Source organism: Campylobacter ureolyticus (assembly GCF_013372225.1).
GTDB lineage: Bacteria > Campylobacterota > Campylobacteria > Campylobacterales > Campylobacteraceae > Campylobacter_B > Campylobacter_B ureolyticus.
This window is the reverse complement of record NZ_CP053832.1, coordinates 1,106,853-1,131,342: the sequence shown is the minus strand read 5'-3', so window position 1 is coordinate 1,131,342 and position 24,490 is coordinate 1,106,853. Positions and strand designations below refer to the sequence as shown.

Annotated in this window: 43 protein-coding genes and 1 tRNA gene; 22 read left to right on the top strand and 22 right to left on the bottom strand. The window is 30.4% G+C overall.

Annotation, left to right across the window (positions count from 1 at the left end; genetic code table 11):
- Positions 1–17: 17 nt before the first annotated feature.
- Positions 18–512 carry a CreA family protein gene (locus CURT_RS05750; protein WP_018713790.1) on the bottom strand — a complete coding sequence of 165 codons (495 nt, stop codon included), beginning with the start codon at positions 510–512 and terminating at the stop codon, positions 18–20.
- A 104-nt stretch (positions 513–616) separates the two neighbouring features.
- Between CURT_RS05750 and CURT_RS05745 the strand changes: the two genes are divergently transcribed.
- The 5 genes from CURT_RS05745 to CURT_RS05725 all read left to right on the top strand — a co-directional run bounded on the left by CURT_RS05745 (position 617) and on the right by CURT_RS05725 (position 4,386).
- Entirely contained in the window at positions 617–1,546 is a 930-nt protein-coding gene (locus CURT_RS05745) for an aspartate carbamoyltransferase catalytic subunit (RefSeq protein WP_018713789.1), read from the top strand.
- Complete coding sequence (locus tag CURT_RS05740) at positions 1,543–2,823, top strand: dihydroorotase (RefSeq protein ID WP_018713788.1); 1,281 nt, start codon at positions 1,543–1,545, stop codon at positions 2,821–2,823. Before CURT_RS05745 ends, CURT_RS05740 begins: the two co-directional genes overlap by 4 nt.
- Positions 2,824–2,961: 138 nt before the next feature.
- A tRNA-Asn gene (locus CURT_RS05735) sits at positions 2,962–3,036 on the top strand.
- 187 nt (positions 3,037–3,223) lie between these two features.
- Positions 3,224–3,829 (top strand): integrase arm-type DNA-binding domain-containing protein, encoded by a 606-nt coding sequence (locus tag CURT_RS05730; protein WP_018713787.1) that lies wholly within the window; start codon positions 3,224–3,226, stop codon positions 3,827–3,829.
- A gap of 17 nt (positions 3,830–3,846) precedes the next feature.
- On the top strand, positions 3,847–4,386 hold the full coding sequence (locus tag CURT_RS05725) for a tyrosine-type recombinase/integrase (RefSeq protein ID WP_018713786.1): 540 nt from the start codon (positions 3,847–3,849) through the stop codon (positions 4,384–4,386).
- Between the two features lie 16 nt (positions 4,387–4,402).
- Here the strand turns inward: CURT_RS05725 and CURT_RS05720 are convergent, their stop codons facing one another.
- From CURT_RS05720 to CURT_RS05680, 9 genes are read right to left on the bottom strand one after another with little or no spacing between them, the layout of a single operon-like run.
- Positions 4,403–4,609, bottom strand: coding sequence for a hypothetical protein (locus CURT_RS05720; protein WP_018713785.1), 207 nt, complete (start codon positions 4,607–4,609; stop codon positions 4,403–4,405).
- Positions 4,593–5,054, bottom strand: coding sequence for an HNH endonuclease signature motif containing protein (locus CURT_RS05715; RefSeq protein WP_018713784.1), 462 nt, complete (start codon positions 5,052–5,054; stop codon positions 4,593–4,595). The genes CURT_RS05720 and CURT_RS05715 overlap by 17 nt, the downstream gene beginning before the upstream one ends.
- Positions 5,047–5,283: a hypothetical protein gene (locus CURT_RS05710; protein WP_018713783.1), complete on the bottom strand. Its 237-nt coding sequence runs from the start codon at positions 5,281–5,283 to the stop codon at positions 5,047–5,049. The genes CURT_RS05715 and CURT_RS05710 overlap by 8 nt, the downstream gene beginning before the upstream one ends.
- A gap of 12 nt (positions 5,284–5,295) precedes the next feature.
- Positions 5,296–5,628, bottom strand: coding sequence for a hypothetical protein (locus tag CURT_RS05705; protein ID WP_018713782.1), 333 nt, complete (start codon positions 5,626–5,628; stop codon positions 5,296–5,298).
- Entirely contained in the window at positions 5,612–5,785 is a 174-nt protein-coding gene (locus tag CURT_RS05700) for a hypothetical protein (protein WP_018713781.1), read from the bottom strand. Before CURT_RS05700 ends, CURT_RS05705 begins: the two co-directional genes overlap by 17 nt.
- Positions 5,786–6,718: a hypothetical protein gene (locus tag CURT_RS05695; protein WP_018713780.1), complete on the bottom strand. Its 933-nt coding sequence runs from the start codon at positions 6,716–6,718 to the stop codon at positions 5,786–5,788.
- Positions 6,711–6,896, bottom strand: a complete 186-nt coding sequence (locus CURT_RS05690; protein WP_018713779.1) for a hypothetical protein — start codon at positions 6,894–6,896, stop codon at positions 6,711–6,713. The genes CURT_RS05695 and CURT_RS05690 overlap by 8 nt, the downstream gene beginning before the upstream one ends.
- Positions 6,881–7,162, bottom strand: coding sequence for a hypothetical protein (locus tag CURT_RS05685; RefSeq protein WP_018713778.1), 282 nt, complete (start codon positions 7,160–7,162; stop codon positions 6,881–6,883). Before CURT_RS05685 ends, CURT_RS05690 begins: the two co-directional genes overlap by 16 nt.
- 18 nt (positions 7,163–7,180) lie before the next feature.
- Positions 7,181–7,363, bottom strand: coding sequence for a hypothetical protein (locus tag CURT_RS05680; protein ID WP_018713777.1), 183 nt, complete (start codon positions 7,361–7,363; stop codon positions 7,181–7,183).
- 115 nt (positions 7,364–7,478) lie between these two features.
- On the opposite strand from CURT_RS05680, the gene CURT_RS05675 reads away from it, so the two are divergent.
- Complete coding sequence (locus CURT_RS05675) at positions 7,479–7,667, top strand: hypothetical protein (protein WP_018713776.1); 189 nt, start codon at positions 7,479–7,481, stop codon at positions 7,665–7,667.
- Here the strand turns inward: CURT_RS05675 and CURT_RS05670 are convergent.
- Positions 7,656–7,895, bottom strand: a complete 240-nt coding sequence (locus CURT_RS05670; RefSeq protein ID WP_018713775.1) for a hypothetical protein — start codon at positions 7,893–7,895, stop codon at positions 7,656–7,658. The two genes, CURT_RS05675 and CURT_RS05670, sit on opposite strands and share 12 nt — an antisense overlap.
- Positions 7,895–8,128 (bottom strand): hypothetical protein, encoded by a 234-nt coding sequence (locus CURT_RS05665; protein WP_018713774.1) that lies wholly within the window; start codon positions 8,126–8,128, stop codon positions 7,895–7,897. The genes CURT_RS05670 and CURT_RS05665 overlap by 1 nt, the downstream gene beginning before the upstream one ends.
- 411 nt (positions 8,129–8,539) lie before the next feature.
- Here CURT_RS05665 and CURT_RS05660 point away from each other — a divergent pair, with 411 nt between their 5' ends.
- The 13 genes from CURT_RS05660 to CURT_RS05600 all read left to right on the top strand — a co-directional run bounded on the left by CURT_RS05660 (position 8,540) and on the right by CURT_RS05600 (position 18,094).
- Positions 8,540–8,944, top strand: a complete 405-nt coding sequence (locus CURT_RS05660) for a helix-turn-helix domain-containing protein (RefSeq protein WP_018713773.1) — start codon at positions 8,540–8,542, stop codon at positions 8,942–8,944.
- A gap of 4 nt (positions 8,945–8,948) precedes the next feature.
- Complete coding sequence (locus CURT_RS05655) at positions 8,949–9,572, top strand: helix-turn-helix domain-containing protein (protein WP_018713772.1); 624 nt, start codon at positions 8,949–8,951, stop codon at positions 9,570–9,572.
- On the top strand, positions 9,569–9,874 hold the full coding sequence (locus tag CURT_RS05650) for a hypothetical protein (RefSeq protein WP_018713771.1): 306 nt from the start codon (positions 9,569–9,571) through the stop codon (positions 9,872–9,874). Before CURT_RS05655 ends, CURT_RS05650 begins: the two co-directional genes overlap by 4 nt.
- Before the next feature lie 69 nt (positions 9,875–9,943).
- Positions 9,944–10,231: a winged helix-turn-helix transcriptional regulator gene (locus CURT_RS05645; protein ID WP_018713770.1), complete on the top strand. Its 288-nt coding sequence runs from the start codon at positions 9,944–9,946 to the stop codon at positions 10,229–10,231.
- Positions 10,232–10,371: 140 nt separating this feature from the next.
- A complete protein-coding gene (locus CURT_RS05640; protein ID WP_018713769.1) occupies positions 10,372–12,024 on the top strand; it encodes an AAA family ATPase in 1,653 nt (550 codons plus the stop codon).
- 16 nt (positions 12,025–12,040) lie between these two features.
- A complete protein-coding gene (locus CURT_RS05635; RefSeq protein WP_018713768.1) occupies positions 12,041–12,907 on the top strand; it encodes a DNA adenine methylase in 867 nt (288 codons plus the stop codon).
- Positions 12,908–13,277: 370 nt separating this feature from the next.
- Entirely contained in the window at positions 13,278–13,553 is a 276-nt protein-coding gene (locus tag CURT_RS05630) for a hypothetical protein (RefSeq protein WP_018713767.1), read from the top strand.
- Positions 13,554–13,561: 8 nt separating this feature from the next.
- Complete coding sequence (locus CURT_RS05625; protein WP_237721124.1) at positions 13,562–13,903, top strand: HNH endonuclease; 342 nt, start codon at positions 13,562–13,564, stop codon at positions 13,901–13,903.
- 123 nt (positions 13,904–14,026) lie between these two features.
- Positions 14,027–14,662, top strand: a complete 636-nt coding sequence (locus tag CURT_RS05620; RefSeq protein ID WP_018713765.1) for a hypothetical protein — start codon at positions 14,027–14,029, stop codon at positions 14,660–14,662.
- 80 nt (positions 14,663–14,742) lie between these two features.
- Positions 14,743–17,418, top strand: a complete 2,676-nt coding sequence (locus CURT_RS05615) for a terminase TerL endonuclease subunit (protein WP_143297699.1) — start codon at positions 14,743–14,745, stop codon at positions 17,416–17,418.
- 104 nt (positions 17,419–17,522) lie between these two features.
- Positions 17,523–17,696, top strand: a complete 174-nt coding sequence (locus CURT_RS05610; RefSeq protein ID WP_018713763.1) for a hypothetical protein — start codon at positions 17,523–17,525, stop codon at positions 17,694–17,696.
- Positions 17,644–17,907, top strand: a complete 264-nt coding sequence (locus CURT_RS05605) for a restriction endonuclease subunit S domain-containing protein (RefSeq protein WP_143297700.1) — start codon at positions 17,644–17,646, stop codon at positions 17,905–17,907. Before CURT_RS05610 ends, CURT_RS05605 begins: the two co-directional genes overlap by 53 nt.
- Positions 17,908–17,947: 40 nt before the next feature.
- Positions 17,948–18,094, top strand: coding sequence for a hypothetical protein (locus CURT_RS05600; RefSeq protein ID WP_169478850.1), 147 nt, complete (start codon positions 17,948–17,950; stop codon positions 18,092–18,094).
- Positions 18,095–18,135: 41 nt separating this feature from the next.
- Here the strand turns inward: CURT_RS05600 and CURT_RS05595 are convergent, their stop codons facing one another.
- From CURT_RS05595 to CURT_RS05560, 8 genes are read right to left on the bottom strand one after another with little or no spacing between them, the layout of a single operon-like run.
- Complete coding sequence (locus CURT_RS05595) at positions 18,136–18,468, bottom strand: hypothetical protein (RefSeq protein ID WP_018713761.1); 333 nt, start codon at positions 18,466–18,468, stop codon at positions 18,136–18,138.
- Complete coding sequence (locus CURT_RS05590) at positions 18,465–18,917, bottom strand: HK97-gp10 family putative phage morphogenesis protein (protein WP_018713760.1); 453 nt, start codon at positions 18,915–18,917, stop codon at positions 18,465–18,467. Before CURT_RS05590 ends, CURT_RS05595 begins: the two co-directional genes overlap by 4 nt.
- Positions 18,914–19,243, bottom strand: coding sequence for a phage head closure protein (locus CURT_RS05585; RefSeq protein WP_018713759.1), 330 nt, complete (start codon positions 19,241–19,243; stop codon positions 18,914–18,916). Before CURT_RS05585 ends, CURT_RS05590 begins: the two co-directional genes overlap by 4 nt.
- Positions 19,243–19,680 carry a head-tail connector protein gene (locus CURT_RS05580; protein ID WP_018713758.1) on the bottom strand — a complete coding sequence of 146 codons (438 nt, stop codon included), beginning with the start codon at positions 19,678–19,680 and terminating at the stop codon, positions 19,243–19,245. The genes CURT_RS05585 and CURT_RS05580 overlap by 1 nt, the downstream gene beginning before the upstream one ends.
- Positions 19,646–19,894, bottom strand: coding sequence for a hypothetical protein (locus CURT_RS05575; protein ID WP_018713757.1), 249 nt, complete (start codon positions 19,892–19,894; stop codon positions 19,646–19,648). Before CURT_RS05575 ends, CURT_RS05580 begins: the two co-directional genes overlap by 35 nt.
- A 39-nt stretch (positions 19,895–19,933) precedes the next feature.
- On the bottom strand, positions 19,934–21,115 hold the full coding sequence (locus tag CURT_RS05570; protein WP_018713756.1) for a phage major capsid protein: 1,182 nt from the start codon (positions 21,113–21,115) through the stop codon (positions 19,934–19,936).
- Positions 21,112–21,666, bottom strand: a complete 555-nt coding sequence (locus tag CURT_RS05565) for an HK97 family phage prohead protease (protein ID WP_018713755.1) — start codon at positions 21,664–21,666, stop codon at positions 21,112–21,114. The genes CURT_RS05570 and CURT_RS05565 overlap by 4 nt, the downstream gene beginning before the upstream one ends.
- Positions 21,659–22,849, bottom strand: coding sequence for a phage portal protein (locus CURT_RS05560; protein ID WP_018713754.1), 1,191 nt, complete (start codon positions 22,847–22,849; stop codon positions 21,659–21,661). The genes CURT_RS05565 and CURT_RS05560 overlap by 8 nt, the downstream gene beginning before the upstream one ends.
- A gap of 87 nt (positions 22,850–22,936) precedes the next feature.
- Here CURT_RS05560 and CURT_RS05555 point away from each other — a divergent pair, with 87 nt between their 5' ends.
- From CURT_RS05555 to CURT_RS09450, 3 genes are all read left to right on the top strand, one after another.
- The gene (locus CURT_RS05555) at positions 22,937–23,422 is read left to right on the top strand and encodes a hypothetical protein (RefSeq protein ID WP_018713753.1); all 486 of its coding nucleotides are present in this window, start codon (positions 22,937–22,939) and stop codon (positions 23,420–23,422) included.
- A gap of 1 nt (position 23,423) precedes the next feature.
- On the top strand, positions 23,424–23,753 hold the full coding sequence (locus CURT_RS05550) for a hypothetical protein (protein WP_018713752.1): 330 nt from the start codon (positions 23,424–23,426) through the stop codon (positions 23,751–23,753).
- 164 nt (positions 23,754–23,917) lie between these two features.
- Positions 23,918–24,052, top strand: a complete 135-nt coding sequence (locus CURT_RS09450) for a hypothetical protein (RefSeq protein WP_018713751.1) — start codon at positions 23,918–23,920, stop codon at positions 24,050–24,052.
- 26 nt (positions 24,053–24,078) lie between these two features.
- Here the strand turns inward: CURT_RS09450 and CURT_RS05545 are convergent, their stop codons facing one another.
- Together CURT_RS05545 and CURT_RS05540 are read right to left on the bottom strand one after the other, a co-directional pair.
- Positions 24,079–24,264 carry a hypothetical protein gene (locus CURT_RS05545; protein WP_018713750.1) on the bottom strand — a complete coding sequence of 62 codons (186 nt, stop codon included), beginning with the start codon at positions 24,262–24,264 and terminating at the stop codon, positions 24,079–24,081.
- 12 nt (positions 24,265–24,276) lie between these two features.
- A complete protein-coding gene (locus CURT_RS05540; RefSeq protein ID WP_018713749.1) occupies positions 24,277–24,486 on the bottom strand; it encodes a hypothetical protein in 210 nt (69 codons plus the stop codon).
- Between the last annotated feature and the right edge of the window lie 4 nt (positions 24,487–24,490).

Genomic DNA, 24,490 nt, shown 5'->3' with positions numbered 1-24,490 from the left:
TAAGGCTTTTTAGAGCCTTACTCATTTATAAACTCGCACACATTTCCAACTGCTTGGTTGCATGGAACTACTGAAATTGAGTTATTAGGAGATCCATCAACTAGCTTATCAGAGTAGGCTAGATAAATTATTGCATTATCTTTTTCATCATACATTCTTACAACTTGCGTTTTTTTAAATAAAACTGAGCTTCGTTTTTTAAAAATATTTTCTTTGTCTTTTGAGATATCTTCTTTTATGATAATCTTTTTTGCAGTTTGCACACATGAAACTGAGGCGTTGCTAGTATCTTCTTCAAGTCCTACTATTTCGCTTGCTCCACCTTTTTTAGCGTAAGATAAAAAACAAGTTATTCCATCTATTTTTGGATCTTTTACAGATATTATCTCTATTCTGTCATTTTTACCAAGCAGTTTCCAAGCCGTATTTACCGAACCTATTTTGTTTATAGCATCATCATTTGCAAACAGATTTAATGCTAAAATAGAAAGTATTAAAAATATGTTTTTCATTTTTTTCCTTTTTAAAAAGTATTAAAATTTTATCTTAAAAAGTTAAATTTTCAAATTTTAAGGAAAAATTTGCTATCATAAATTCCCGAAAATGGAGAAACACAATGAATTATACACGAAAAGACTTACTTGGACTTAGGGATTTAAGCGTCGATGAGATGAGCTGTTTTTTAAACTTAGCTAAAAAATACAAAGCTCTAAACAATAGTGATATGAAAAAAAGTGATGCTTTGCGTGGCAAAACTGTGATAAACGCTTTTTTTGAAAACTCAACTAGAACTAGAATTTCTTTTGAAACTGCTGCTAAAAGACTTGGTGCTGATGCTATAAATTTTTCAGCCGCAAGCAGTAGTACAAAAAAAGGTGAAACTTTAATGGATACCATTAATAATTTAGAAGCCATGAAAACTGATATTTTTGTCCTTAGACATTTTTCCTCAGGAGCTGCATCATTTGTCGCAAAACACACAACCTCATCGGTTGTAAATGCAGGCGATGGGTTAAATGAACATCCTTCGCAAGGACTTTTAGATATTTTTACCATAATGGAACATAAAGGTGATTTAAAAAATCTTAAAATTTCTATTATAGGCGATATCGAGCATAGCAGGGTTGCAAGAAGTGATATTTGGGCAATGAGTAAATTTGGTGCTAAATTAACACTTTTTGGACCACCTATGATGATGCCACTTGGCGTAGAGGCTTTTGGCTGCAAAGTAGCAAGAGATATGGAAGAAGCAGTTGATGGAGCCGATGTTATCATAATGCTTAGAGTTCAGCTTGAGAGACAAAACGCTTCAACACCTTTTCCAAGCAACCGTGAATATAGTAAATTTTTTGGACTTACAAAGGCAAGAGTTCTTTTAGCAAATGACCCTTTAATAATGCATCCAGGTCCTATAAATAGAGGCGTTGAAGTAAATTCAGATGTACTTGAAGGGGATTTTAATATGGTATTTAACCAAGTTGAAAATGGAGTTGCTGTAAGAATGGCTATTTTAGATATTTTAAACTCGAATAGGAGAAAAGCGTGAAAACTCTAATAAAAAGTGGTCTTATAATAAATCATGATAGTTCAAAAAAAGCAAATATTTTAATAGAAAATGATAAAATCGTAAAAATAACTGATGAAATTTTAGAGGCTGATAAAATAATAGATGCTAAAAATATGCTTGTAATGCCAGGTTTAATTGACATGCATGTACACTTTCGTGATCCAGGATATGAGTATAAAGATGATATTAATTCAGGAAGCGAGTGTGCAGTTGCGGGTGGTGTGACAACCGTGCTTCCTATGGCAAATACAAATCCAGTAAATGATAATGCTGCCATCACAAGAGATATGATACAAAAAGCTAAAAAAAGAGGACTTATAGATCTTTTGCCAATTGGCGCTATTTCAAAAAGCCTAAAAGGTGAGGGCATAACTGAGATGGGCGATATGATAAGTGCTGGGGCTGTGGCGTTTAGTGATGATGGGCTCCCAGTAAGCTCTAGTGATGTCATGCGTGCAGCACTTGAGTATTCAAAGCATTTTGGATCGTTTGTTATAAGTCATTGTGAAGACTGTTCAATGTGCAGAAGTGGTGTGATGCATGAGGGAAAAGTTTCAGCAATTCTAGGCTTAAAAGGTATGGCAAGAGAAAAAGAAGAAATTATGGCAAGTCGCGATATGCTTTTAGCAAAATTAACAGGTGGGCATATTCATATTGCACATGTTAGCTCAGAGTATTCACTAAAACTTATAAAAAGAGCAAAAGAAGATGGTATAAATGTAACTTGTGAGGCCACACCACATCATTTTAGCTTTACAGATGAGTGCTTAATGGACTATAATACAAATTATAAAATGTCTCCACCTTTAAGAGAAGAAAGCGATAAACTTGCTATTAGAAATGCTTTAAAAGATGGGCTTATAGATGTAATTGCAACAGATCATGCACCGCATAATGTAGATGATAAATTTACAGAATTTGACAAAGCTAGTTTTGGAATTTTAGGACTTCAAACACTCATACCGCTTACTTTAAAACTTGTTGAAGAAGATGTTATAAACTTAAACGATATGGTAAGGCTAACTTCTTTCAATCCTGCTAAGATTTTAAATTTAAAAAATAAAGGCGAGATTAAAGAAGGATTTTTAGCTGATATTGCAATAATAGATCCAAACTTAGAGTATATGTATGATGAGTTTTTAAATAAATCAAAGTCTTTAAATTCCCCACTTCTTGGAAAAAAACTAAAAGGCATAGCTTTTACGACCATAAAAAGTGGAAAAATAGTGTGGGAATATCCAGATTTCATAGCTTAAATTTAGATATTTTTTCTAAATTTATGTAAATTTGCAGATTTTTTATAAAATTTTGCAAATTTACTTGACAAAGGAATTTTTTTGTATTATAATTACATTTCTTTTTTACAGAGTTTTAGTTTAAAACTTCTACTTTATTCCGGATTAGCTCAGCGGTAGAGTAGGCGGCTGTTAACCGCTTGGTCGCTGGTTCGAATCCAGCATCCGGAGCCATTATACATTTTTTAATCAATTGCTTTACATTGTTTTTTATTCTTTTAAGCCCTTAAAATCGGTATTTTAAGCCTATTTACATAAATTACACATTGCTTTACATTCTTTTAAATTGCTTTTTATTTACGATAAAATTGTATAACTAAGTGTATAACTAAAACTACAAAAATGTAAAAAGGTAAAGAAAATGGCAACTCTAACATTCACTCAAGTTAAAAAGCTTAAATGCCCTAATGATAAGAAATTCAAAGCTTTTAGTATAGATAGTAATTGCAGTTTATATCTAGTCTGTTTTAGCACTGGAACCAGGTTATACAAAAAGAGAATAAAAACAGGGTATGCAACCTTAGGAAACTTCAATGAGCTGAGCTTAGCTGAGGCTAGAGAATTAGCAACAAACTATGAAAAACAAAGCAGTCTATCAAGGCAAATGAAAATAAATGATTTATTTAGTGAGCTTTTAGATCTAAGGTATCCAAATACAAAAGAAAATCAAAACAAAAGAAGAAAATATAAAAATAGGGTAAGTAAGTGGATACTAGATAAAATAGGAAATAAGCTTATAAGTGAAGTAAATAAAGATGAGTTATTAAATGCATTAAATGGTGCAAATTTAGAGATTTCTCAAAGAGCATTAGCAATTTATAGAGATATGCTAAAAATTGCCAAAAATAAAGGGGCAATTAATGATATTAGTTTTATTTATGAAATATTAGAAGATGTAACCTTACTTTTTCCAAAGCCTAAAACCGGTCATAGAAAAATCATAACAAGCAAAAAAAAAGACTTTTAGAAATAATTAAAACAGTTATGAACTCAAACATTGATGAAACCATTAAAAATATCTTTTTATTTAATTTAATAATGGCTCAAAGACCACACCAAATAAGAGAACTTACATGGGATAGGGTAGATGAGAATTTTGTATATTTTGGTGAGAGTGATAACAAAACAAAGATAAACGCAAGATTGCCACTACCAAAAAAAGCTAAAGAAATTTTAGAATATCAAAAAAAACTAACTGGCAATGAGGGTATAGTTTTTAAGTCAAAAACACGCTCTTTAAAAAGTGGTTATGCTGTTAGCGATATGACTTTAATGACAAATATGAAAAAACTAGGTATTACTGACTTACACGCTCATGGCTTTCGTGGCACACTTGCTACATTTGCTATAAGAGAAACTGAAACAATTAATGGCATAAAAAGAGGTAAATTTGAAAAAAGAATAATCGATGAGGTATTACTGCATACTCGTGGTAGTGAAGTGGATAAAGCCTATTTTAGAGATTTTAACTCTGATGAGCATAAAAGATTGTTAGAGTGGTGGTGTGAGTTTTTAGGGTTTTGAGATATTTTGACAAGCCCTAAAGCTGGGCTTGTCTTTGAATGTAGGCATTGATATCTTCATCTAACCACTCTTTTGGATATCTTATAGAGTCGTTAAATTTGATAAATCTAGGTGTAAACTCCCATTTGCCTTGATTTGTTTTCATTCTCATTTTAGCTAAGATATTGCCTTTTACTGAGTATCCTAAATACTCTTGCGCCTCTTTTTCATTTAGTAGCTTCATTTTTTATCTCCCTTTTTCTTATTTCATTTTTAAGTTTGATTACATTTAAGGTTGTGTCGATAAGCTTTCTATCAACATTGCTAAATTTACTATTGAGTTTTACTAACTCACTTCTTTTTATTAAACATAGGTTTGAAATATCCACATTTAAGCTATCATTGTCTTTAAACATCACAAGATATCCTTTTGGAATTTCTCCTTTTTCTTTTTCCCAAATGTGTCGGTGCAACAACTCCCATTTATTAGGGTTAGCCACTTTAATATAGTAATAATTTTCGTTTTTTCTTCTTATGTTTGTTCTTAAAACTATAGTTCCAACTGGTTTTGTAGTAGCTGGCATATTACCTTTTTTAAAGCTTGTTTTATTGTTTTTCATCGCTCCCTTAACACCTTTATTCCACGGCTTGTTTCCTTTTTTAAATCTTCCAAGCTTATCTCTATGCATTTTTATTCTCTATAAAGAAATTTGGCTTTTGTATGCCATATTGCGCATCAAATTTAGCCGCATTTAGGCTTAAATTTGCTAGATCTAGTATCTTGCCAGCTATACTATCAACTGCCTTGCTTCGCTCTAACTCTTCTTTTAGTGCATCACCTTTTATATCATCATCTCTTAAACGCTCCATCTGTTCAAAAAGCATATTATTAAGATCTGTTAGTTTTGTTCTAGCCATTGTTTATCCTTTTTAATCAAATTTGTAAAACTCTATTTTATTTATCATCTCGCAAAACAGCTCTTTTTTATAGTTTAGATCATTTATTTGGCTTGATGATAAGGCTTTTTTATCTCTAAAAGCTCCATAAAACTTTCTTATCCTTTCGCCTATGTCCCACATTTTTAAAACACTATCTGAGTTTGAAAAAAGCTTAATTTTTTCCTCACTATTTTTAAAAAAACTTTCATCACAGCTAGTGTTATCATCTTTTTTAGTTCTATCTTTGTTATCAAGCTCTTTAATTTGCCTTAAAAACTCTTTGCTACTGTTTATATACTCTAGCTTTTTACTTTTTGGAAGCATTTTTAACCCCTTTTAGTTTTTCTTCTCTAAGCTCAAAAGCTCGTTTTAAGTGCTTTAAATTTGGAAACTCATTTATTAGCTGGCTTAATTCCTTTAATGTAAAACAATTTGCAGCTTTTAACATTTTAAACTTAAATATCTCACTATTTTTACTCATTTATGCTATCCACTCCTTAAATTTAACCTCGCTTTTAATTTTGCGTCTTCCATCCTTGAGATATGCAATTTGTGCATTTAAGGTTTTTTCATATACTCCAAATAAGACAAAATCACTATAATTCCTTGCTATATCATCAAGCATATCTTTATAGTGAAGTATCTCTTTATTGGTTATTTTTGAAAACCTTTTTCTAAATCTCACCCTTAACTCTATTCGTTTCCAATCTTCCAAAGCTTTGCAAAGTCTTTGTTTATGATAAATGCTTTCTTTTATGTATTTATCATAAATAAGGACTTTTTCTACCCCTTTAACGCATGAGTTTGCATAAGTTGTAGAGTAGTGTGTGTATATCTTGCTATCATTGTTGCTTATGCCTTTAACTGCGTTTTTAAATTTGCTTTTATCACTGCTTTTATCTTTGCTTAAAATATCAACAGCAAAATCCATATCCCAAATGTTATATTTCGATAAAAAAGTCTTTAAAACTTTCATCGTTAAGGGCTTTATGGCTCTAGTTGGTTGATAAAGCCCTGCAAAAACAACCTTTACATAAGTTCCATATCTTTTCTTTCTCTCTTTGCAAAGATTGTTTAGCTCAACACTATTTTCTATGACTATCATTGTGTTACTTAGGCTTTTATTACCTCTTTCAAAGTTTATATATCTAACCCTAAATGGGTTTTTTACATTTCCACTAAAGTTGCTTATACCCATTTCAGATCCAAACTTTTTTTCACACCACTTTTTAATAGACTGATTTCTGTTTGTTAGCCTTAGTTTTTGGCTTAACATTAGCTTTTTTATAGTGTTTAAAAAGCTTCTTTTTTCTATGACATGAAACACGGCATCTATGCCTTTATCAGCTATTTTATAAAAAAGCTCTTCTTCACTTATATTGCTTGAAATTTTGTCTTTTAAAAGCTCACTCATCTAACTTATATCCACCAAACTTTATTAAGTATAAATACTCTTTAACTTTTTCATATCTTTTATTTTCTAGATCCTTTATACTCTCATCTACAAAAAATAAAATCGCCTCTTTTTCAGTTTTAAACTTATATTCAAAACCCCAAAAACAAGCTCTTAAGTAGTCTATATCTTTTTGCATAGTGCTATTCTTCCAGCTGTTTTAACAACACCAGTTAAGAGTGCAAAATACTCAATTTCGTTTTCATACTTTAAAGCAAAGTCATTTAAGCACTTCACAAACTCAATATCTTTTTTAACATCATCAGCACCGTTTTTCTTGATATAAACTTCAAAATTTATATTTACTTCTTTAAAAAAACTATAAGCTGAAATATCTGCTATCTCTAACCCACGCCTTTTTAAAAAGCTTACTTCATCTTCAAAATACACCAAAAACCCACTCATCTTTTATCCTTTTAAAGCTTACTTTTTTAAAGTATCAACTATACGTTTTGTTAAAATTTCAGCGATATAAATATCACCACCGCTATATACTAAAACATAGTTGTTTTTGTTAAAAAGTGTTCCACTAACACCCTTATAAAAAGACTTCTTGCCAACATAACCATTTTTTGTTTTTGCTACTTCAAAAGCATTTAATATCATTGTTTATCCTTTATTTATTTTGGTTAGGACTTTTAACTTATCCTTTCCACTCCAAAAGCCCCTTTTGGTATAATATCTTTGCAACAAAATTTATACACATAAAGGAGCCATCAAAATGGAAACTAAACTTTTACAAGAACTAATTAACGAGTTAAAGCTCTCAAATTTAATAGCTTTAACCAATCTTTATCTTTCCACAAAAGATAAAGAAAAATCAAAAGAGGCAATAGATTTAATCTTAAAAAACAAAGATAAACCACTTGACTTTTTTTTAAATGAACTAAACATGTTTTTACATTTTTAAAAACTTATCCAAAAAGGCGGCAAAAGCTTTTTTAATAACCGCCTTATCAGTATCATTTAGTCCATCACGCCAACCATTTACGTCTTTATCTAGCTCATCACACCTTTTATTAAGCCTATATAACTCTTTGCCTATGCTAACTTCATCAAAATTAACCCAAATATTACTGCCTATTTTTTCTTCTAGTTTTTTTACTCTTTTTTCTAACTGCTTAAATTTTTTATTCATCATATTCCCCTTAAACTAGCTGGTAAAGAGCTTATGTTTTTTACATATCCGTTATCTCTTAACCACCCAAACATCTTTTCATTTTTTGACCCAACAACAAAGCTTTTGTTAAACTGTATTTTGTAAATAACATTTTGATCATAGTCATGAAATTTTGTAAAATTTGCAACACTTCCAAAATTCTTTCTTATCTTGTCAAAATCAAGCTCTATAATTTTGTTTTTTTCACTCATTTTTAAACTCCTTTAATTACCTCATCATCCAAAGATAAAGACTAGCTATACACACACCAGCCACAAACCACACTAAAAACATAAAAACCCCTATGCTCATACCTTTTCCTTTTTATTAAATTTAACCCTTAGATAGTGGCAACGAATGTAAGTTGTGTTTTGCTAATAAAAGGCTTATAAATAAAGAACGCGTTGCCACCATTTAAGTGTTAGATGTTTTATATGACATTTTAAAAAAACATAAAGCCTTTAAGGGCTCATTTTTTACTAAATTTAAAGAACGCACCATCAATACAAAATTAAGCTATAAATAGTTATAATTCTTTCTATGGTGTAAGTGGTGGTATTATACTTCAAATGAAGTAATTTGTCAAGGGTATTTTGAAGTAAATTTACAATAAAGGTAAAAATATGACGAGTTTTGACGAGAATATAGCATTTCTAAAGAATTTAACAAATGCTAATACTATAAAAGAATTAGCTGAAATTTTGGAAGTTCCATATAGAACTTTTAATACCTGGCAAACAAGAGGAGAAATTCCAAAAGGTAGATTATATGAATTTTCAGAAAAATTGGGAGTGAGTATGGATACATTGTTAAACGGTTCTGTAAAAGTAACTGGTGATAATAACTTGGCATTTAGCGGGGATGGTAACACCGTATTTGGTAAAAATGCTGATATAACAAATGTATATTCCCCAAAAGTGAATGAATTTTTAGCACTTTATAAGAAATATGGCAATAAAAACTTAGATAAGTTGCTTGATCCAATCATCGAAAAACTCAAACAAATAGAAAAAATTTCAAAAGAGTAAGGCTATGATAAATCCACGAAGAAAACCATCGTCATTAAGAAATTTAAAAGATAGACAAGACGCAAAAAATATCGTTTGTAGAATGTGTGTTGTGGCTAAAGTCAAAGACAAAAAAGGACTTGCAAAAAAATTGGGTATAAAGTTAAAAACTATCGATAATTGGATACTTACTAACAAAGTTCCGTTTAAGCATATATATAATGTAGCAGATAAATTTGATGGCAGTTTTGATTTTATAGAACTTGGCTTTTTCTTTGAGCCTGATGATATTTTGAGAGATGCTGAATTAGAAGATTATAAAGACATCATAAAATTTCCATATATTAAAAAGCCGATTAAGCAAAATTATATATTATCCCCTTATGCATATGGGGAGTTTGATCCAAGAGATAATCAAGAAAGCGAAATAGAACAATATGTAGCAATTGAAAATATGAATAGTGGCAATGTAAGCGTAAAAGGCAATAATAATATCGCCTTTTCAGGTGATAATAATACAATCAAAAATGATAATAGAGAAAAATTTCATCAAATTATAGAAACCTTAAAGGATATGGGTATGGAAGAGGCAAATCAAGCTTTAAAAATATTTTTATCAATATTAGAGCATTTAAAGGATAAACGATGAGTGAGCTTATAGAGTTTTTTGATAAATTTAGTACTTTAATTTTGTTTGTCGTTTTGCTTGGTGTCATATTGCTAATAGGCATAGCGCGAACTAAAAAAGAAAATCAAAGAATTTATGAGGCGGTAAGAAACGAGGAAATAAGTAGAATAAGTGAGGGCGTAGCAGATGGGATGCTCGCTGTATTTTCAAATGAAAATTTCTTGCAGTCTTTAAGAGATGGAGCTGTGATACAAATAAATATAAATGTAGATGGTTCTCAAAACATAATAATATCAGGTAAAAACAATTCGGTTATGAGATAAAGCTTAATGAGAGCAATGAGTTTTTTCGCATAGTTGGAAAAGTTGTAAAGAGTATAGTGTGAGGTTTAGATGATAGATACAACCAAAAAAAACTTTATTATCTGGAATGATGGTAATAACAACACAAACATCCAAGTTTTATTAGATGAAGCCAATGAAACCTTATGGCTAAGTCAAAAGCAAATAGCTGAAATTTTTGGCGTGAGTGTGTCGACTATAAACGAGCATATAAAAAATATCCTAAATGACAATGAACTTGATAATTCAACTATTAGGAATTTCCTAATAGTTCAAAACGAGGGTAAAAGGGAAAATTTAAAAAAGCAGATATCGAATATGAGAAGTTTAAAGAATTAAAGCAAAGAAGCTATATGGATGAGGTTAAAAAGCTTAAAAAATAAAAAGTTATAAAAGTATGGTGTAAAAGGGTCGAATTATAGACAATATACTTTTAAATAGTGTGTTAAAGACAAATAAAAGCATTGATAAGGTTTGTTATGTATATAAAAAAGATTAAAATTAAAAATTTTAGAGCTTTTTCTAAAAAAGATGAGGTATATGAAATAGAGCTTGGAACAAATTTAACTTGTATATCTGGGCACAATGGTATAGGCAAATCAACTATACTAGCTATGCTTAGTAATTGTGCTGAAATTAAGAAAAAAGATGGAGAATTGCTTAATGGAGATGCTTTTAGAGGAGATTATTCAGATATTATAAAATATGATAAGATTGCAGATAGCTCAGGGCGTAAGTGCACTATATTTTTTGATGATTTGCCAAGAGATGAAAAAGGAAATATATTAGATGGGTATCTTAGTGAGTTGAGTTTTAGAGCCACAACTCAAAAACTAGATGAAGCAAATTTTAGATATAGGTTAATTCCAATAAAAGATGAAAATAAAAAAGATGAAAAGAAAATATCTTGGCCAGTATATTATTTAGGACTTTCTAGGCTTTTTCCATTTGGAGAGGCTGATGCTGTAGAGCAAAAAACAATAAAAGAAAATAGCTATAAAAACATGATAATTCAAGAGTATAATTATATTTTTACTTTAGATGGTGTAAGTGGTAAGGCTGAATTTATTCAGCCTAACTCAATAAAACGAAAAAAGGGTGTAGGAATTATAACTGAGCAATATGGCTCTTTGGCCAACTCTTCTGGACAGGATAATTTGGGTCAAATTTTGGCTGCAGTGTTTTCATTTCAGAGACTAAAAGACAATCAAAAAGATTGTTATCATGGTGGAATACTTTTAATAGATGAGATAGATGCAACTCTTCATCCAGCTGCTCAAAACAGACTTTTTGAATTTTTATATAAAAAATCTAAAGAACTTGATTTACAAATAGTTTTTACTACACATAGTCTTAGCTTGATGGAGCACATATGCAAAAAAGAATTAAATGAACAAAATAATTACTGCATTATACAGTACTTAAGAAATGCAATAGGAAAAATTGAGATAATAAAAAATCCTACTATGTCAGGTATATATGCTGATTTAATGGTTAAATACAAAAACAGAATTATTAATAAGGAAATAAATGTTTTTATGGAGGATGATGTTTCAAGGTGGTTTTTAAAAGGTATACTAAAAAATACAAAAATAAAATCTGATTTAAATTTTTTAGATGGGGAATTTGGCTTTGTTGATATTGTAAAATTAGCAGTTTCAAGTAATATATTTAAAGATGCGCTAGTAATATTAGACCCAGATGTAAAAAGAGATGAGAGCAAACACCAGCTTCATAATATTTTAAAAAAAGATAGCTTTTTTACATTTGATAAAAAACAAAAATATAAAAGAACAATATTAACTTTACCAGGAAGTGAACCTGTAGAAAAAATCTTGGGTAAGTATGTGTTATCTTTAGAAGAGGATCATAAGTTTTATTCAGACAATGTAGATGATAATATAGTTTATAGGAGTGTTCATGTAAACTATGAAAATTTAAAATCTGGCCACAAAGAAAAAAATGAATTAGAAATATATAAAGAGTGGTTTAATGAGTATAAAGAAATTTTTGGAGAAGCTCTTTTGGATTACTGGATAAAAGAGAATAAAGAAGTGGTTGATGAATTTGTTGATAATTTTAAATTTGAATATAATAAAATCGCTAAGACATTTGGCATTGATAAGATTTAATTATTAAGGATTTTACATGTTTACATCTCCTCTTCGTTATCCTGGAGGTAAATCAAAACTAACTGAATTTGTATCATACACAATAGAAATAAATAATATAAAAAATCCTATATATTGTGAGCCATTTTGTGGTGGAGCTGGTGTTGCTATGAATTTATTACTATCTAGCAGAGTTGATAAAATTGTGCTAAATGATTATGATGTAGCTATTTATTCTTTTTGGAAAGCTGTTATAGATGATACAAGTAAATTGATTAAAAAAATATTGAATACAGAAATAACAATGGCAGAAAGAGAAAAACAAAAAGAGATATATAAATTAAAAAAAGATATAAGAAATTACGATATAGATTTAGCTTTTGCAACACTATTTTTAAATAGGACAAGTGTATCTGGGATAATAAAGGGTGGTGTTATAGGTGGGCAAAAACAAAGTGGCCAATATAAAATAGATGCTAGATTTAATAAAGAAAATATAATAGAAAAGATAACAACAATAGCCAAATATAGCTCTAAAATAGAGCTCTTTAACTTAGAGGCTAATAAATTTATAAAAGACTTTTTAATACGTATGGATAAAAGTCAAACTTTTATATTTTTTGATCCACCATATTACAAACAAGGTAAAAATTTATACACTAATTTTTTTATTCATGATGATCATAAAAAATTATTTGAGTCTATCAAGCTTTTAGATGACTTTCATTGGATTATGACATATGACAATGAAGATGAAATATATCAAATTTATAAAGATTATAGCCCTAAAAAATATTCACTTAGGTATTCGGCCAAAAATAAAATAAAGGCTTTCGAACTTTTTTTTAAAAGCCATAAAACATTAGTTAATTCTTTTGATAAAGTAGCTTTTGAAAAAGTGTAAAGATTTTTAATATTTTCCGACATAAACGCCAGATACAAAACTTAATAGCCGCTTAAAGTAGCAGATACCAAGTGCCATAACAAAACTATTGCAAACGCCTATGGCTTTTATATTTGCAAATCATAGCAAAATAAAGCTTAATGCAATTTGAATTTTTAATCTCTTAATTGTGTGCAATTTGGCTCTTTGTATTTTTGCTTTTTAGGTTCTTTTATCTTTAGCTTTTTATAATTGCTTTTTAAAAAGTAAATTAAATTTAAAATAGAAATCTTTAAACTTTATGATATAATCAAAATGTCTTTTTAGTTTATCCTTAAATTTAGTTATCTAAATTTATGAAACCCTTTTTTTATTTTTCAAAGAGTTAAAATTGAATTTTATAGGTGAATATTGCAGTGCAAAAGATTTGTGTTTTGCACTAAATCTAGACAACAGATTCTTAAGACTTGGAAACAAAGAACGTTATAATCTCGAGCTTGTAAAAGTTTCAGGCGTGATTTTTGTAAAGCTACCTGATTGGGTAAGGGAACTTTTAGAAGATGGGTATCAAGGCTTTGTTATAAGAGATAAAGATGACTTAAAAGAGCTTAGTATAAACAAAATTTATCAAATTTCTAAAAAAACAAAGATAGGGTTTTGGAAATAATGGCCAGTATGTATAAGCTTTGTAAGTGTGGTGAAAAAATCCCCCTACATAAATATCAGTGCAATAAGTGTAAAAAGCTAAGTGCTAAATTTTACAATAAAACTTATGATAATTTTTCAAGAGATAAGCTAAGTGCTAAATTTTATAGCTCAGTTGCTTGGAAAAAGGCAAGAGCAAGAGTAATTATAGAAGAGCCGTTTTGTAGAGTGTGTGGCAAAAAAGCCGATGTGATAGATCATATAATTCCTATAAAATCAGGTGGAAGTAAATTAGCTAGAAAAAACCTACAATCACTTTGCCATAAATGCCATAATCAAAAGACTTTAAACGACGAAATTTTATATAAATAGGGGGGGGTGGTTTAATCTCTAATTAATGTTGCCTAAACACCGAGTGGGGGAGTTTTGATTTTATGTGCACCATTTTTTTTGGAAAAGTTATAGGACAAATGACAATGACAAAGGAAGTTTTTTATGCAGGATAAAAAGATGATATCAAATGAAGAGGCTATGAGGCTTTTATCTATACAAACAAAAAGTGCTATGAGCAAGCTCGCTAAAAAAGAGAATTTAAATCGCGTAAAAAAATGGAGAGAAGTTTTTTACTACAAGGATGAGGTGATAAAACTTAAAAAATATAGAGAAACTAATCCACATAAAAAATCAAGCTCAAAACAAGCTTTGGAAAAAGAAATAGCCCATAATAAATTAAAAAATGAAAATGTGTTGTCTTTAGAGATAAAAGATAATAAGCTAAAATTTGCGTCTAGCACTTTGTCTGGTTCTATAAACACGCAACTTAAAGAGCTCATAACTATATTTAAGACATTAGGGCTTTATCTTGATATTGACACGCCTGTTTTAAAGGCATATATAAAAGATGCTTATTTTTTAGATCGCATAAGACAAAGTTTTGATAGTGATGGCATAACAACTGAAGATGAAAAGGGTAAAGAGTGGCTGAGTGCTAAATTTGATGGGTATTTAAAACTTAGTGAATTACAATTAAAAAGAGAAAAAGCTCTTGGTATAGGCGCAGGAAATAGAAAGGGTATAGATGCCACGCCACCTATTGAAGCAGATGAAATGGATGGATTGATAGATGAATAAGGTTTTTAAATTTCAAAACAGATAAGATGAATACTTGAATAGATGAATAAGGTTTTAAATTTTAAAAAATGGATGAAAAAATGAATAAAATAATCTTAAGAAAAGAGATTTTAAATAATGCCGATGAGTATATCAAAACTCAAAATGAAAATCTAAAAAATACACCTTATTTTATAGATGAAAAAACAGCTTTTAGGGCTATTAAGTTTATAAGTCTTTTAAAACACACCGCAGGAGAGTTTGCAGGGGTTAATTTTCAGCTTTTGGATTTTCAAATTAAGTTCATTATCGATACCATAGCTACTTTTAAAAAAGATACCAACTCACGCCGTTACTCATCAGCACTTTTATTTATCCCTAGAAAAAACGGTAAAGCTCTAAGCATAAACACTCTTATACCAACTCCAAAAGGCTTTATAAAAATGGCTGATTTAAAGGTGGGTGATGAAGTTTTTAGTCTTGATGGAAAGCCTACAAAAATAACATTAATAAGCGATATTATGCATAACCACGACTGTTATGATGTAAAATTTAGCGATGGCAGTAGTATCACAGCAGACAAAGACCATATTTGGCATGTAAATAGTGCATACCACTATAAGGGCAGCTCTCGTAAAGACTTAAATCTAACCACCAAAGAAATGTTAGATTTGGGTGTGATTTATAAAAGAAAAGATGAGAAAACCGAACATGCTTTTAAAGTTCAAATCCCAAAAGCAGTTCATTTTAAAAAGCAAAAAACCACTATACATCCTTATCTTTTGGGACTTTGGTTAGGCAATGGAAGCAGCTATGATGCAAGGATAACAATTGATAGCCACAAAGATGAGATAATGGTAAAATTATCTAAAATAGGCGTAAAGCTAAACTTAGTTCCAAGTGATAACAAAAATGTATATTATACCTACACAGACAAAAAACACTCTCATAATGGCTTTGGCTCAACTCTAAGAAAGCTAAATTTATATAAAAACAAGCATATTCCAAATGAATATTTATTTAATGATGAAGAAACAAGGCTTGAGCTTTTAAGAGGTATTATGGATAGCGATGGCTTTGTTTCAAAGGCTGGTCAGTGTGAGTTTTGTTCTACAAATGAAAAACTAGCAAATAATATGCTTCTTTTAGTTAGATCACTTGGATTAAAAGCTGCTTTAAAAAAAACAAAAGCCATGCTAAAAGGTAAGATTTGTAGCGATAAGTTTAGAGTGTGTTTTTATGCTCCTAAAAGTTTAAAAATATCTTATATTGGATTTAAGCAAAATAGACTTAAATCAAAACTATCAAAAAGAGCGTTTTCAAAAGCCATAATATCTATCGCAAAAACAAAAAGCGTTCCTGTGAAGTGCATACAAGTAGCACACCCTTCATCGCTTTATCTATCAGGAGAAGCTTTTACACCAACCCACAACACCGAGCTTTTAGCTTCAATACTTCTTTACTTCCTTTTTGTTGATAGTGAAAAAGGTAAAGAGATCTATTGTGCTGCAAACGAAACCGAGCAGGCAAAAATAGTCTATAATGCAACCTCTACTATGTTGCGTCAAAACTCAAGCCTAGAAAAAGTTGCCACAATATTTAAATCAACTAAAACAATAGAACGAAACAATGAATTTAAAGACTTTATAAAGGTTTTAACCGCTAATGCCGACACCAAAGATGGACTTAGACCTTATGTCTTTGTCTATGACGAGCTTCACGCTGCAAAAAGTGGTGAACTTTTAAAAGTGCTTGAAGAAGGTGCTAGAAGTAGAAACAACTCATTAAGTTTTGTAATTTCAACTGCTGGGTATAACCTAAACGGTGAAATGCACAAACTCTACGAATATGCCAAAAAGGTAAAAAATGGCACTATAAAAGATGATAGCTTCTATGCTATGATATTTGAAGCTGACTCAAACAATTGGCAAGATGAAAAAGAGTGGCTAAAGGCAAACCCTGCAATGAATAGAGGCATAAAGCTTGATAAACTAAAAGAAGCGTTTATAAAGACCTCACACGATGCTTTAGCAATGCACAGTTTTAAGACCAAGCACCTTAACATTTGGGTTTCAAGTAATGCCGATAGCTGGTTAAGTGATGAAGAGTGGATGAAAAACTCTTATGAACTTAAAATAGATGAGGTTTTAGCGGATAAAACGCTTAAATTTTACGCAGGACTTGATTTATCAAGTGTAAATGACCTTACGGCTTTTGTTTTAATAACTAAGCTTAGTTCTAAAATAGCGATTATTCCTTATTTTTGGTTGCCATCTGAAAATTTACGCTCAAAAAGTAAAAAAGACTATGTGAGCTACGAGCAGTGGATAAAAGATGGCTTTATCCGTTTAACTCCTGGAAATGTAATTGATTATGCGTATATACAAAGAGACATTTTAGAAATTTGTAGAAAATTAAGCGTTGAAGCTGTTGCATTTGATAGGTGGAATGCAGCAAGTATAGTTACAAATTTAGGTGATGAGGGCTTAAATATGCTAAGTTTTGGTCAAGGCTTTGGCTCTATGTCAGCCCCTAGCAAAGAACTTTATACTAAGATTATGAAAGGAGAGTTAGAGCATTTTAATAACCCTGTGATGAGGTGGATGGCTACAAATGCAGTTATTAAAACAGACCCTGCAGGAAACATTAAGTTGGATAAAGAAAAAAGCAGAGATAAGATAGATGGGTTAATCGCTTTAATTATGGCTTATGGCATTAGAAAAAACATACAAACACCAATAAACCCGTATGAAAATAGGGGAATAAGGGTTTTGTAAAAAATAAATCATAAATTACAGCAATTTAAAAAATGAAGTATTATTTAAATAAATTATTAGCTATTTTTTTGTATAATGACTACACTTTGAAAGGAGATAAAGCTATGAGTAAAAAACTTAAATATTTTTTAGTTGGTTTTAGAGATGCATTTTCTCCAAAAGTAGAAATTGATTATATTAAAGACTATGGTGAAATAGCAAAGAAAACTTCAAAAAGGTTAAATATTGCAAGAGATAGACAAGAAAATATCAGAACTCCAAACTCACAAAGAAGCTGATATTAAAGCTGAACTAGCTCAAAACAATGTTCAAATTAATATAAATTTATCAGATCTTTCAGCATTAGCTATAAACAATCCTGAACTTGCAAATAGGTATATTTCTATACTGGAAAAAGAACAAACGCATAAGCACAAGATTGATGATGAAATTTTAGCTCTTGAAAAAAAAAGAACAAGCCATAAGAGAAGAAGAAATTCCTCATATTAGAAAATATTTAAAATTAGGGCAAATTTTTGCATTTATATTTATGTTTTCCTTAGTATGTGCTTTAATTTATGCTTTATACACAAGACAAACTGAAGTATCTATCACAAGTGTTTTAATTGCTGGATTTTTGGCGATTTATCACATAAGTGGCAAAAAAGAGCAAAAAAAATCAAACAAAAAAAATTAAAATTAGTAAAATTTAAACAAATAATTTTTATATACAACCCCTTACTCAAAGCTTTCAAACTCACATATCAGCCTATACTCATCATATTCAAAGCTTTCTTTAAAGTTTAATGCTATTATTGGTCTTTCAAAACCAAATAAAGCATTTTTAAGCTTTTCTTTAAATATTTGAGCCTCTTTATAAGAAGTTGTATAAATATCAATTTGAATAAAAAAATCTGTTTGAAATGAGCCCAAATTCACACTAATTCTTTCACTTTCATTTATTATATTATAAACTCCACACGGACTTTTTGCTGATTTTGGTGCAATTTCTGGATAAAACTCAATGCCTAAATTATCTTTTAAGTATTTTACTAAATTTATTATCATCATAAATTATTTAACTCCCTATTAATGGCTTTTTGAAGCCTAGCGTTGGCTTTTTCTTTATCTATTGAGTTTCTTAAAAAAGGTCTTGGCTTGGCATGCTTTGTGCCATATTCTACAAAGTGGGCATAATATACCTCTTTTATAGCTTTGCCTTTTTTATTGTATTTTAGCGATAGTGGATTAGCTCTTTCTAGCTCTCGTTTTGTTAGGTTTCTAAACTTTTTAACTAGAATTATTCCACTTGAGACATTATTTCTAGTTCTATTCATCCTTGTTATAATGTGTCTTTTTAGCTCCCCTGTTTCCATAGGAACATTTGCCTTTGCTTTTTTTCTTGCATCTTTTAAGACCTCTTTTATCACAGGCTTTATAACTTCTTTGTCTATGTTTTTTTTAAGCTTTTCAAACTTAAAAGTTAGTTCTTTAAGTCCTTGCATCTCATAAGTTATCATTTATAATCTCTTTTTCTTTGGGTGCAGTTTAGTAAAAGTCTTTCATTTTTTTCATAAGGATTAATCACGCTTTTTATATCAAAAATTTTATCTTTAAATTTGATAAAATAGCTTTCATCAAGATTTTTTAAAAACCTAATCTCAAATTTATAATCAACCTCGCTCATCTGTTTATCATTTATGTATTTTTCATCACCCTTTATGGCATCCATAAAAGCCCATATTTTTTTGACAAATACTTCTTTTAGTTCAGCTTCACCATACTCATTGAAAATTTCATCAAATTTATAAATTTCAATTCTATGTCTTAGTTTGCCAACTCTCACTAAAACTCCTTTATACGAAAGTAGCTTATAACAGTATCGTTTTTGTAGTCATTTACCCTGTTTTCATAAAGGTTTAAAGCAAAGTTTTTAATCCAAAGTTTTATCATCAAAGGCACTTTTTCATATCCACATACAAAGCTTACTTCACCACTTCGGCTAAAACAGGTTGCCCCATATTCTGTTTTTATCTCAATATCACCACTTAATATCTTTATCTCATCGCACTCACCAAAAAAGACTTTTTCATTTTCTAAAACAGCTTTAAATTTTGCTCTTTTTAAAACCCTATTTGTCTTTAACTCAAAGAAATTTATAGCACTTTCTAAAAGCTCATCTAAAAGCTCATCTTCTTCATCATTATCTATCCTAGCCCAAAGCTTAAACTCATCAACGCTTATTAATTTATCGTTTTTTAGTGGTGTTTTTGTTAGTTTCATCGGTTTTCTTTTTCGTAGTTTTTACTTCAGAAGCAATACCTCTTTTAGTGGTGTTTTTGTTAGTTTCATCGGTTTTCTTTTTCGTAGTTTTTACTTCAGAAGCAATACCTCTTTCTATCATCAAATTGGCTGTTTCTTCATCTACTTCTAAGATATCGCCTATTTCTTGAAATGTATTATTTCCACTTAAACAAGTTAAAAGTTTTACTTTCATTTTCTTTCCTTTTTTTAAAAAGGTGGTAAAACTACCACCTTATGCACATTTTAAGCACTTAATTGCATCATTTATGGTTAAAACTCCATCAACTCTAGCTCTTGCTCTAAAGCCAACCTGACCATTTCCAGCATAAAGCTCATTTAGTCTTTGCAAGCTCATAGACCCACGGTCTGCAATGTTGTAATATCTTAAGTTTCCAAACACTGCAGGGACTTTACCACTTTCTAATCCATCCATATACCCACTTACATAAATTGGTTTTCCAAGTAGTGTAGCTTGCGCTCCTGCTGTTAAGGCTGGTTGCCACAAGTAATTGCCTGTGGCGTCTTTTAATTTTCTTAAAGCCTTTTCAAACTCATCACTTACAACCCACACTGCACCATCTCTGTAGTTTTTATCTAAGCTATAAAAAAAGTCTATTAGCTCAATATCTGTGATAGCATTTGCACTAGCAGTGGTTAGCCCTACATTATAAGTTGCTAAGCCTTTTGGCTTTTTGTTGCCATCACCTTTTACAAAAGCTAGTTCTTGAGTATGTTTTAGCCCTTCAACCATTTTGTTTAAAATGTAGCTTTCAATATTTATCGCACTATCTTCTAATAGTTCTTCACTAATTTTAATAATTCCACCTATTTTATAGGCATTTATCTCAATTTGTGAAAAAGTTAGGTCTTTTTCGTTATAAACACCTTTTTCCTCTATCCAGTCAAACTCAGGCACCACGCCACCAACTGGTATAACATTTGTTGAGGTTGTTTGAGTTACAGTGCAAAGCTGTCTTAGAAACATTTCATTGTTTAATTTTTCTAATACTCTTGCTTGAAATGTTTTTGGCACTGTATATCCACCATTTGCTCCACTTCCTTCATTCAAATCCCTTTTTAACTTGTATAAAGCGCTATTATCACCCCTTACATAGTCAAAAAAAGTTTTTGTATATTCATCATCTTTTATGGCGGAATTTTTACTTTTGGGTAACTCTTTTGAGACTATCTCATCCATAAAAGCTTCTTTTTCTCTAAGTTCGTCTTTTAAAGCGTTACTAGCTTCAATTTGTCTAATTTGCTCTTGTAGTGTGTCAAATTCAGAGTTAAGGTTTTCGTATTTTACTTTTTCATCTGTATTTAATCCTCTTTGCTCTTTATCTGCTTTGTCTAAAATAGCTCTTGCATCGCTAAGAGTTTTTACTGCTTTTTCTTTTAATTCTTTTAATTTCATAGTGTTTTCTCCTTTAAATTAAGTATCTCTTTTTGTAAATCCATATACTCTTTGGCTCTTTGTATTTTTTCTATATCGTTTTTATTTCTTAAATTTGCACCCTTATCTGCTCCTTTCCAAACTGCACTAAGTTCTAAAATCTCAAATTTCGTTACTAAAACATAGTTTTTGTTATCTTTTTTACTAATTTTGCTCTCTATTACTCTATATCCTATGCTTACATCGTTTAAAATTCCATTTTTGAACCTTTCATAAATTGTAGTTGAGCTCTCATCAAATACACACTCACATAAAAGCTCACCATCTTCAAGGCGTATATTTTCAACCCTTGCTATGGCGTTATCTACGCTTATTATGTGGTCTTTAAACATAGTTTTTAACCCATCATAAATAGCGCCATTTACATCAAGCGTTTCTATATATCTGCCAATCTCCCAGTCAAATCTCTCACACGAATTATTGCGTGAGATTATGCAAAATTTAAGTCTTTTTTCATCTGTTTTGTTGTCAAATCCTCTTAAATTTGCAACTCTATATAGGTTTTTACTCATCCTTTTTACCTCCGTCAAGTTTTAGATTTGAATTTAACGGCTTATCGTATATGTCGCCTCCCTCAATTGGGTTTAACTCTTCAAGCTCTCTTATTTCATTTACGCTATATACTCCCATATTACGTCCTAGCATATAGCTTTCAAATCTACTTTTAACATCACCTCTAAGCATCGCGTTGAGGTTAAATTTAAAATAATATCTCTCTTTTTCATCATCTTTTAAAAGCCATCTATTAAAAGAGCTTTCTATTTTTGTGACAATAGGGCGTATTGTTTGAATGGCATAGTTTAACTCTTGTTGTTCTATATTTGAAAAAGTTGCATGAGTTAAATCGCCAATTTTATGAGCAGGGATATTAAATATCCTTGCGATATCTGTTATTTGAAACTGTTTAAGCTCTATAAACTGTGCATCTTTGTTTGGTATTGTTATAGGAGTATATTTTGCACCTGCTTCAAGAATTGCTGTTTTATAGGAATTTATCCCACTATAAGCATTTTGCCAACTATTTTTAAGCCTTTCATATGCCTCATCACTAAGTTCAACAGGAAATTCTAATACACCACTTGGAAAAGCCCCATTTTTATAAAACCTTTTGCTATATTCATCTGTTTCGTTAGCAGTTTCTAGACTATTTTTACATGCACTTATAGGGCTTAAACCAGTTATGCCATCGTATGAAAAGTAAGGTATATTTATAAGCTCGTCCATTTCAAGCCTTATAGCTGCACCATCACATATATAGTTATAAAAGGGCTTTTTTTCATAACTAAAAATTGTTATATTTTCAGGTGGTATTATTTCAAGCCTTACTATGCTTTCATCTCTTTTTTTGATAGGGTAGATAAAAGCATTGCCATAAGTAAGCATATTTTTTATAATAGCTTCTAAAAAACTTACGCTTGTAAGATAATCATTGGGTCTAAATTTTATTATTTTTTGCAAATAGTGATCGTGTGCTATCTCTCTTTTTTTGTCATTTAGTCTATATAAATTTAAAGGCAGTGTTGATATCGTATCGCTTATAGCAGCAATTGAAGCATAAACGGCACTTATAGCAGTTGCTTTTTTGCCAACTATTTTAGAATTTGTTATTATTTGGCTTAGTGTGGTAACATCGCTTAATTTTATGTTTATACTCTGTCTTTTTTTTATGCTTTTTGATCTTTTGCTCTTTTTCATAAGCTTAGTTTAGCTTTATTTTAAAGCACTGCTGTGTATATGGTTTTTAGTATAGTTTTTTAAAAGTTTTTAATTTAAGGAGAGACAATGGCAATTACAAAAGCACCAGATCATACTGGCATAAGTGTAAAAATCATAGACTTAGCAGCTGGAAAACTTCCTGCTTCACCATATGATGGAGCAGTAGCAATAGGACATATGGATGACTTTGAAGCGATAATTGGAGGAACAAGAGCTGTTAAAAAATATAGTCCGATAAACGATAGGGATTATGAGCAAATCGTATCAACTGGAGCTATTGAATACAATGAGTTTAACGCAACTGTTTTGTTTGACTTTAACTCAGAAGAAGGAGCTAACAAACTTCATAAGGCATTTTTAGATAACACCGAAATTGGTCTTGTAATAGAGCTAAAAGATAAACTAAGTGAAAGTGGTAAAGATACAACTATCGCACAAATCATCAAAGTTAGTGAGTTTAGTATCGGTGGTGAAAAAGATGGCAAGCAAAGAGCCACAATAAGAGCTGAAAAGATAGGCAAGCCTGTTATTACAAAAGCAACAGGGGCATAAGATGCTTGAACTAAAAGATTTACAAACAAACTTTGCAGTAAAAGAAAAAGTTATAAAAATAAAAGCTTGGAATGGCGAAGTAAAAATAAGAGAGTTAACAACAAAAGAACGCTCCCAAATAGTTGAGGTTATGCAAGGTGATAGCATAATTGATGAAAAAGGAAGCACTTTAAAATTATCAAATTTAACAAAAGCACAAATTCTAACTGCTCATTATGGCTTGGTTGAACCATCATTAAGCACAAAAGATATTGAAAGCTTGAGTGAGAGTGCGTTTGAGGGCATTAAAGAGATAAATGAGGCAATTGAAGGGTTGTCTAAAAAAAACTAGATTTAGATGATGATGAGGTTAGGTTTAGATACAAACTTGCCTCTCATTTAGGAGTAATCAACCCTTTTATACTTGATGAACTACTTCCAACAAGTGTTTTTAAAGGCTGGGTTGATTATTATGAAAAAGAGCCTTTTTTAGCTGATAGGATAGAGAGCTTACTCGTGCAAATTTCTTTTTTAATAGCTTCATTTATGGGAAGCAAGGCAAAGCTAGATGAGTTTTTTATAAGCGATAGAAAAAGTAAATTAGAAAAAAGCAGTATGAAAGATGAGATATTAAAATGTTTTGGGATTTAAATAAAATCAGTGATATGCTCATTGCTTTATTTTTTAAAAGCTCTTATTGTAAAAAATACAATTATAAAGGTGCAAACAGCAAGAAATACATTTTTGGTTGTAAAAAGAACAATTGCACTAATTATAGCCAAAGCTATAATGCTAAGGAAAAAATTTGGCTTAATCATCGCCAAAATAGCATATTCAGAGCTATGTGGGTAATAAAAAAGCATCTTTTATCCTTTTTAGTCGTAGAATTTAGCCCCAAGATATTTTTCAAGCTCTTTTTTAGTAAGATATTTAACCTCATTGGTATAAATCGTTTCGCCATTTTCTTGACGTTTAATAAGATCTTGCATCTCTTTTATTTTTTTAGCTCTTTTTTCATCTCTTTTTGCAAGAAAATAGAGAAATATTATAGCACAAGGAAAGGCAAGTGGAGAAAAATCAAACATTTTT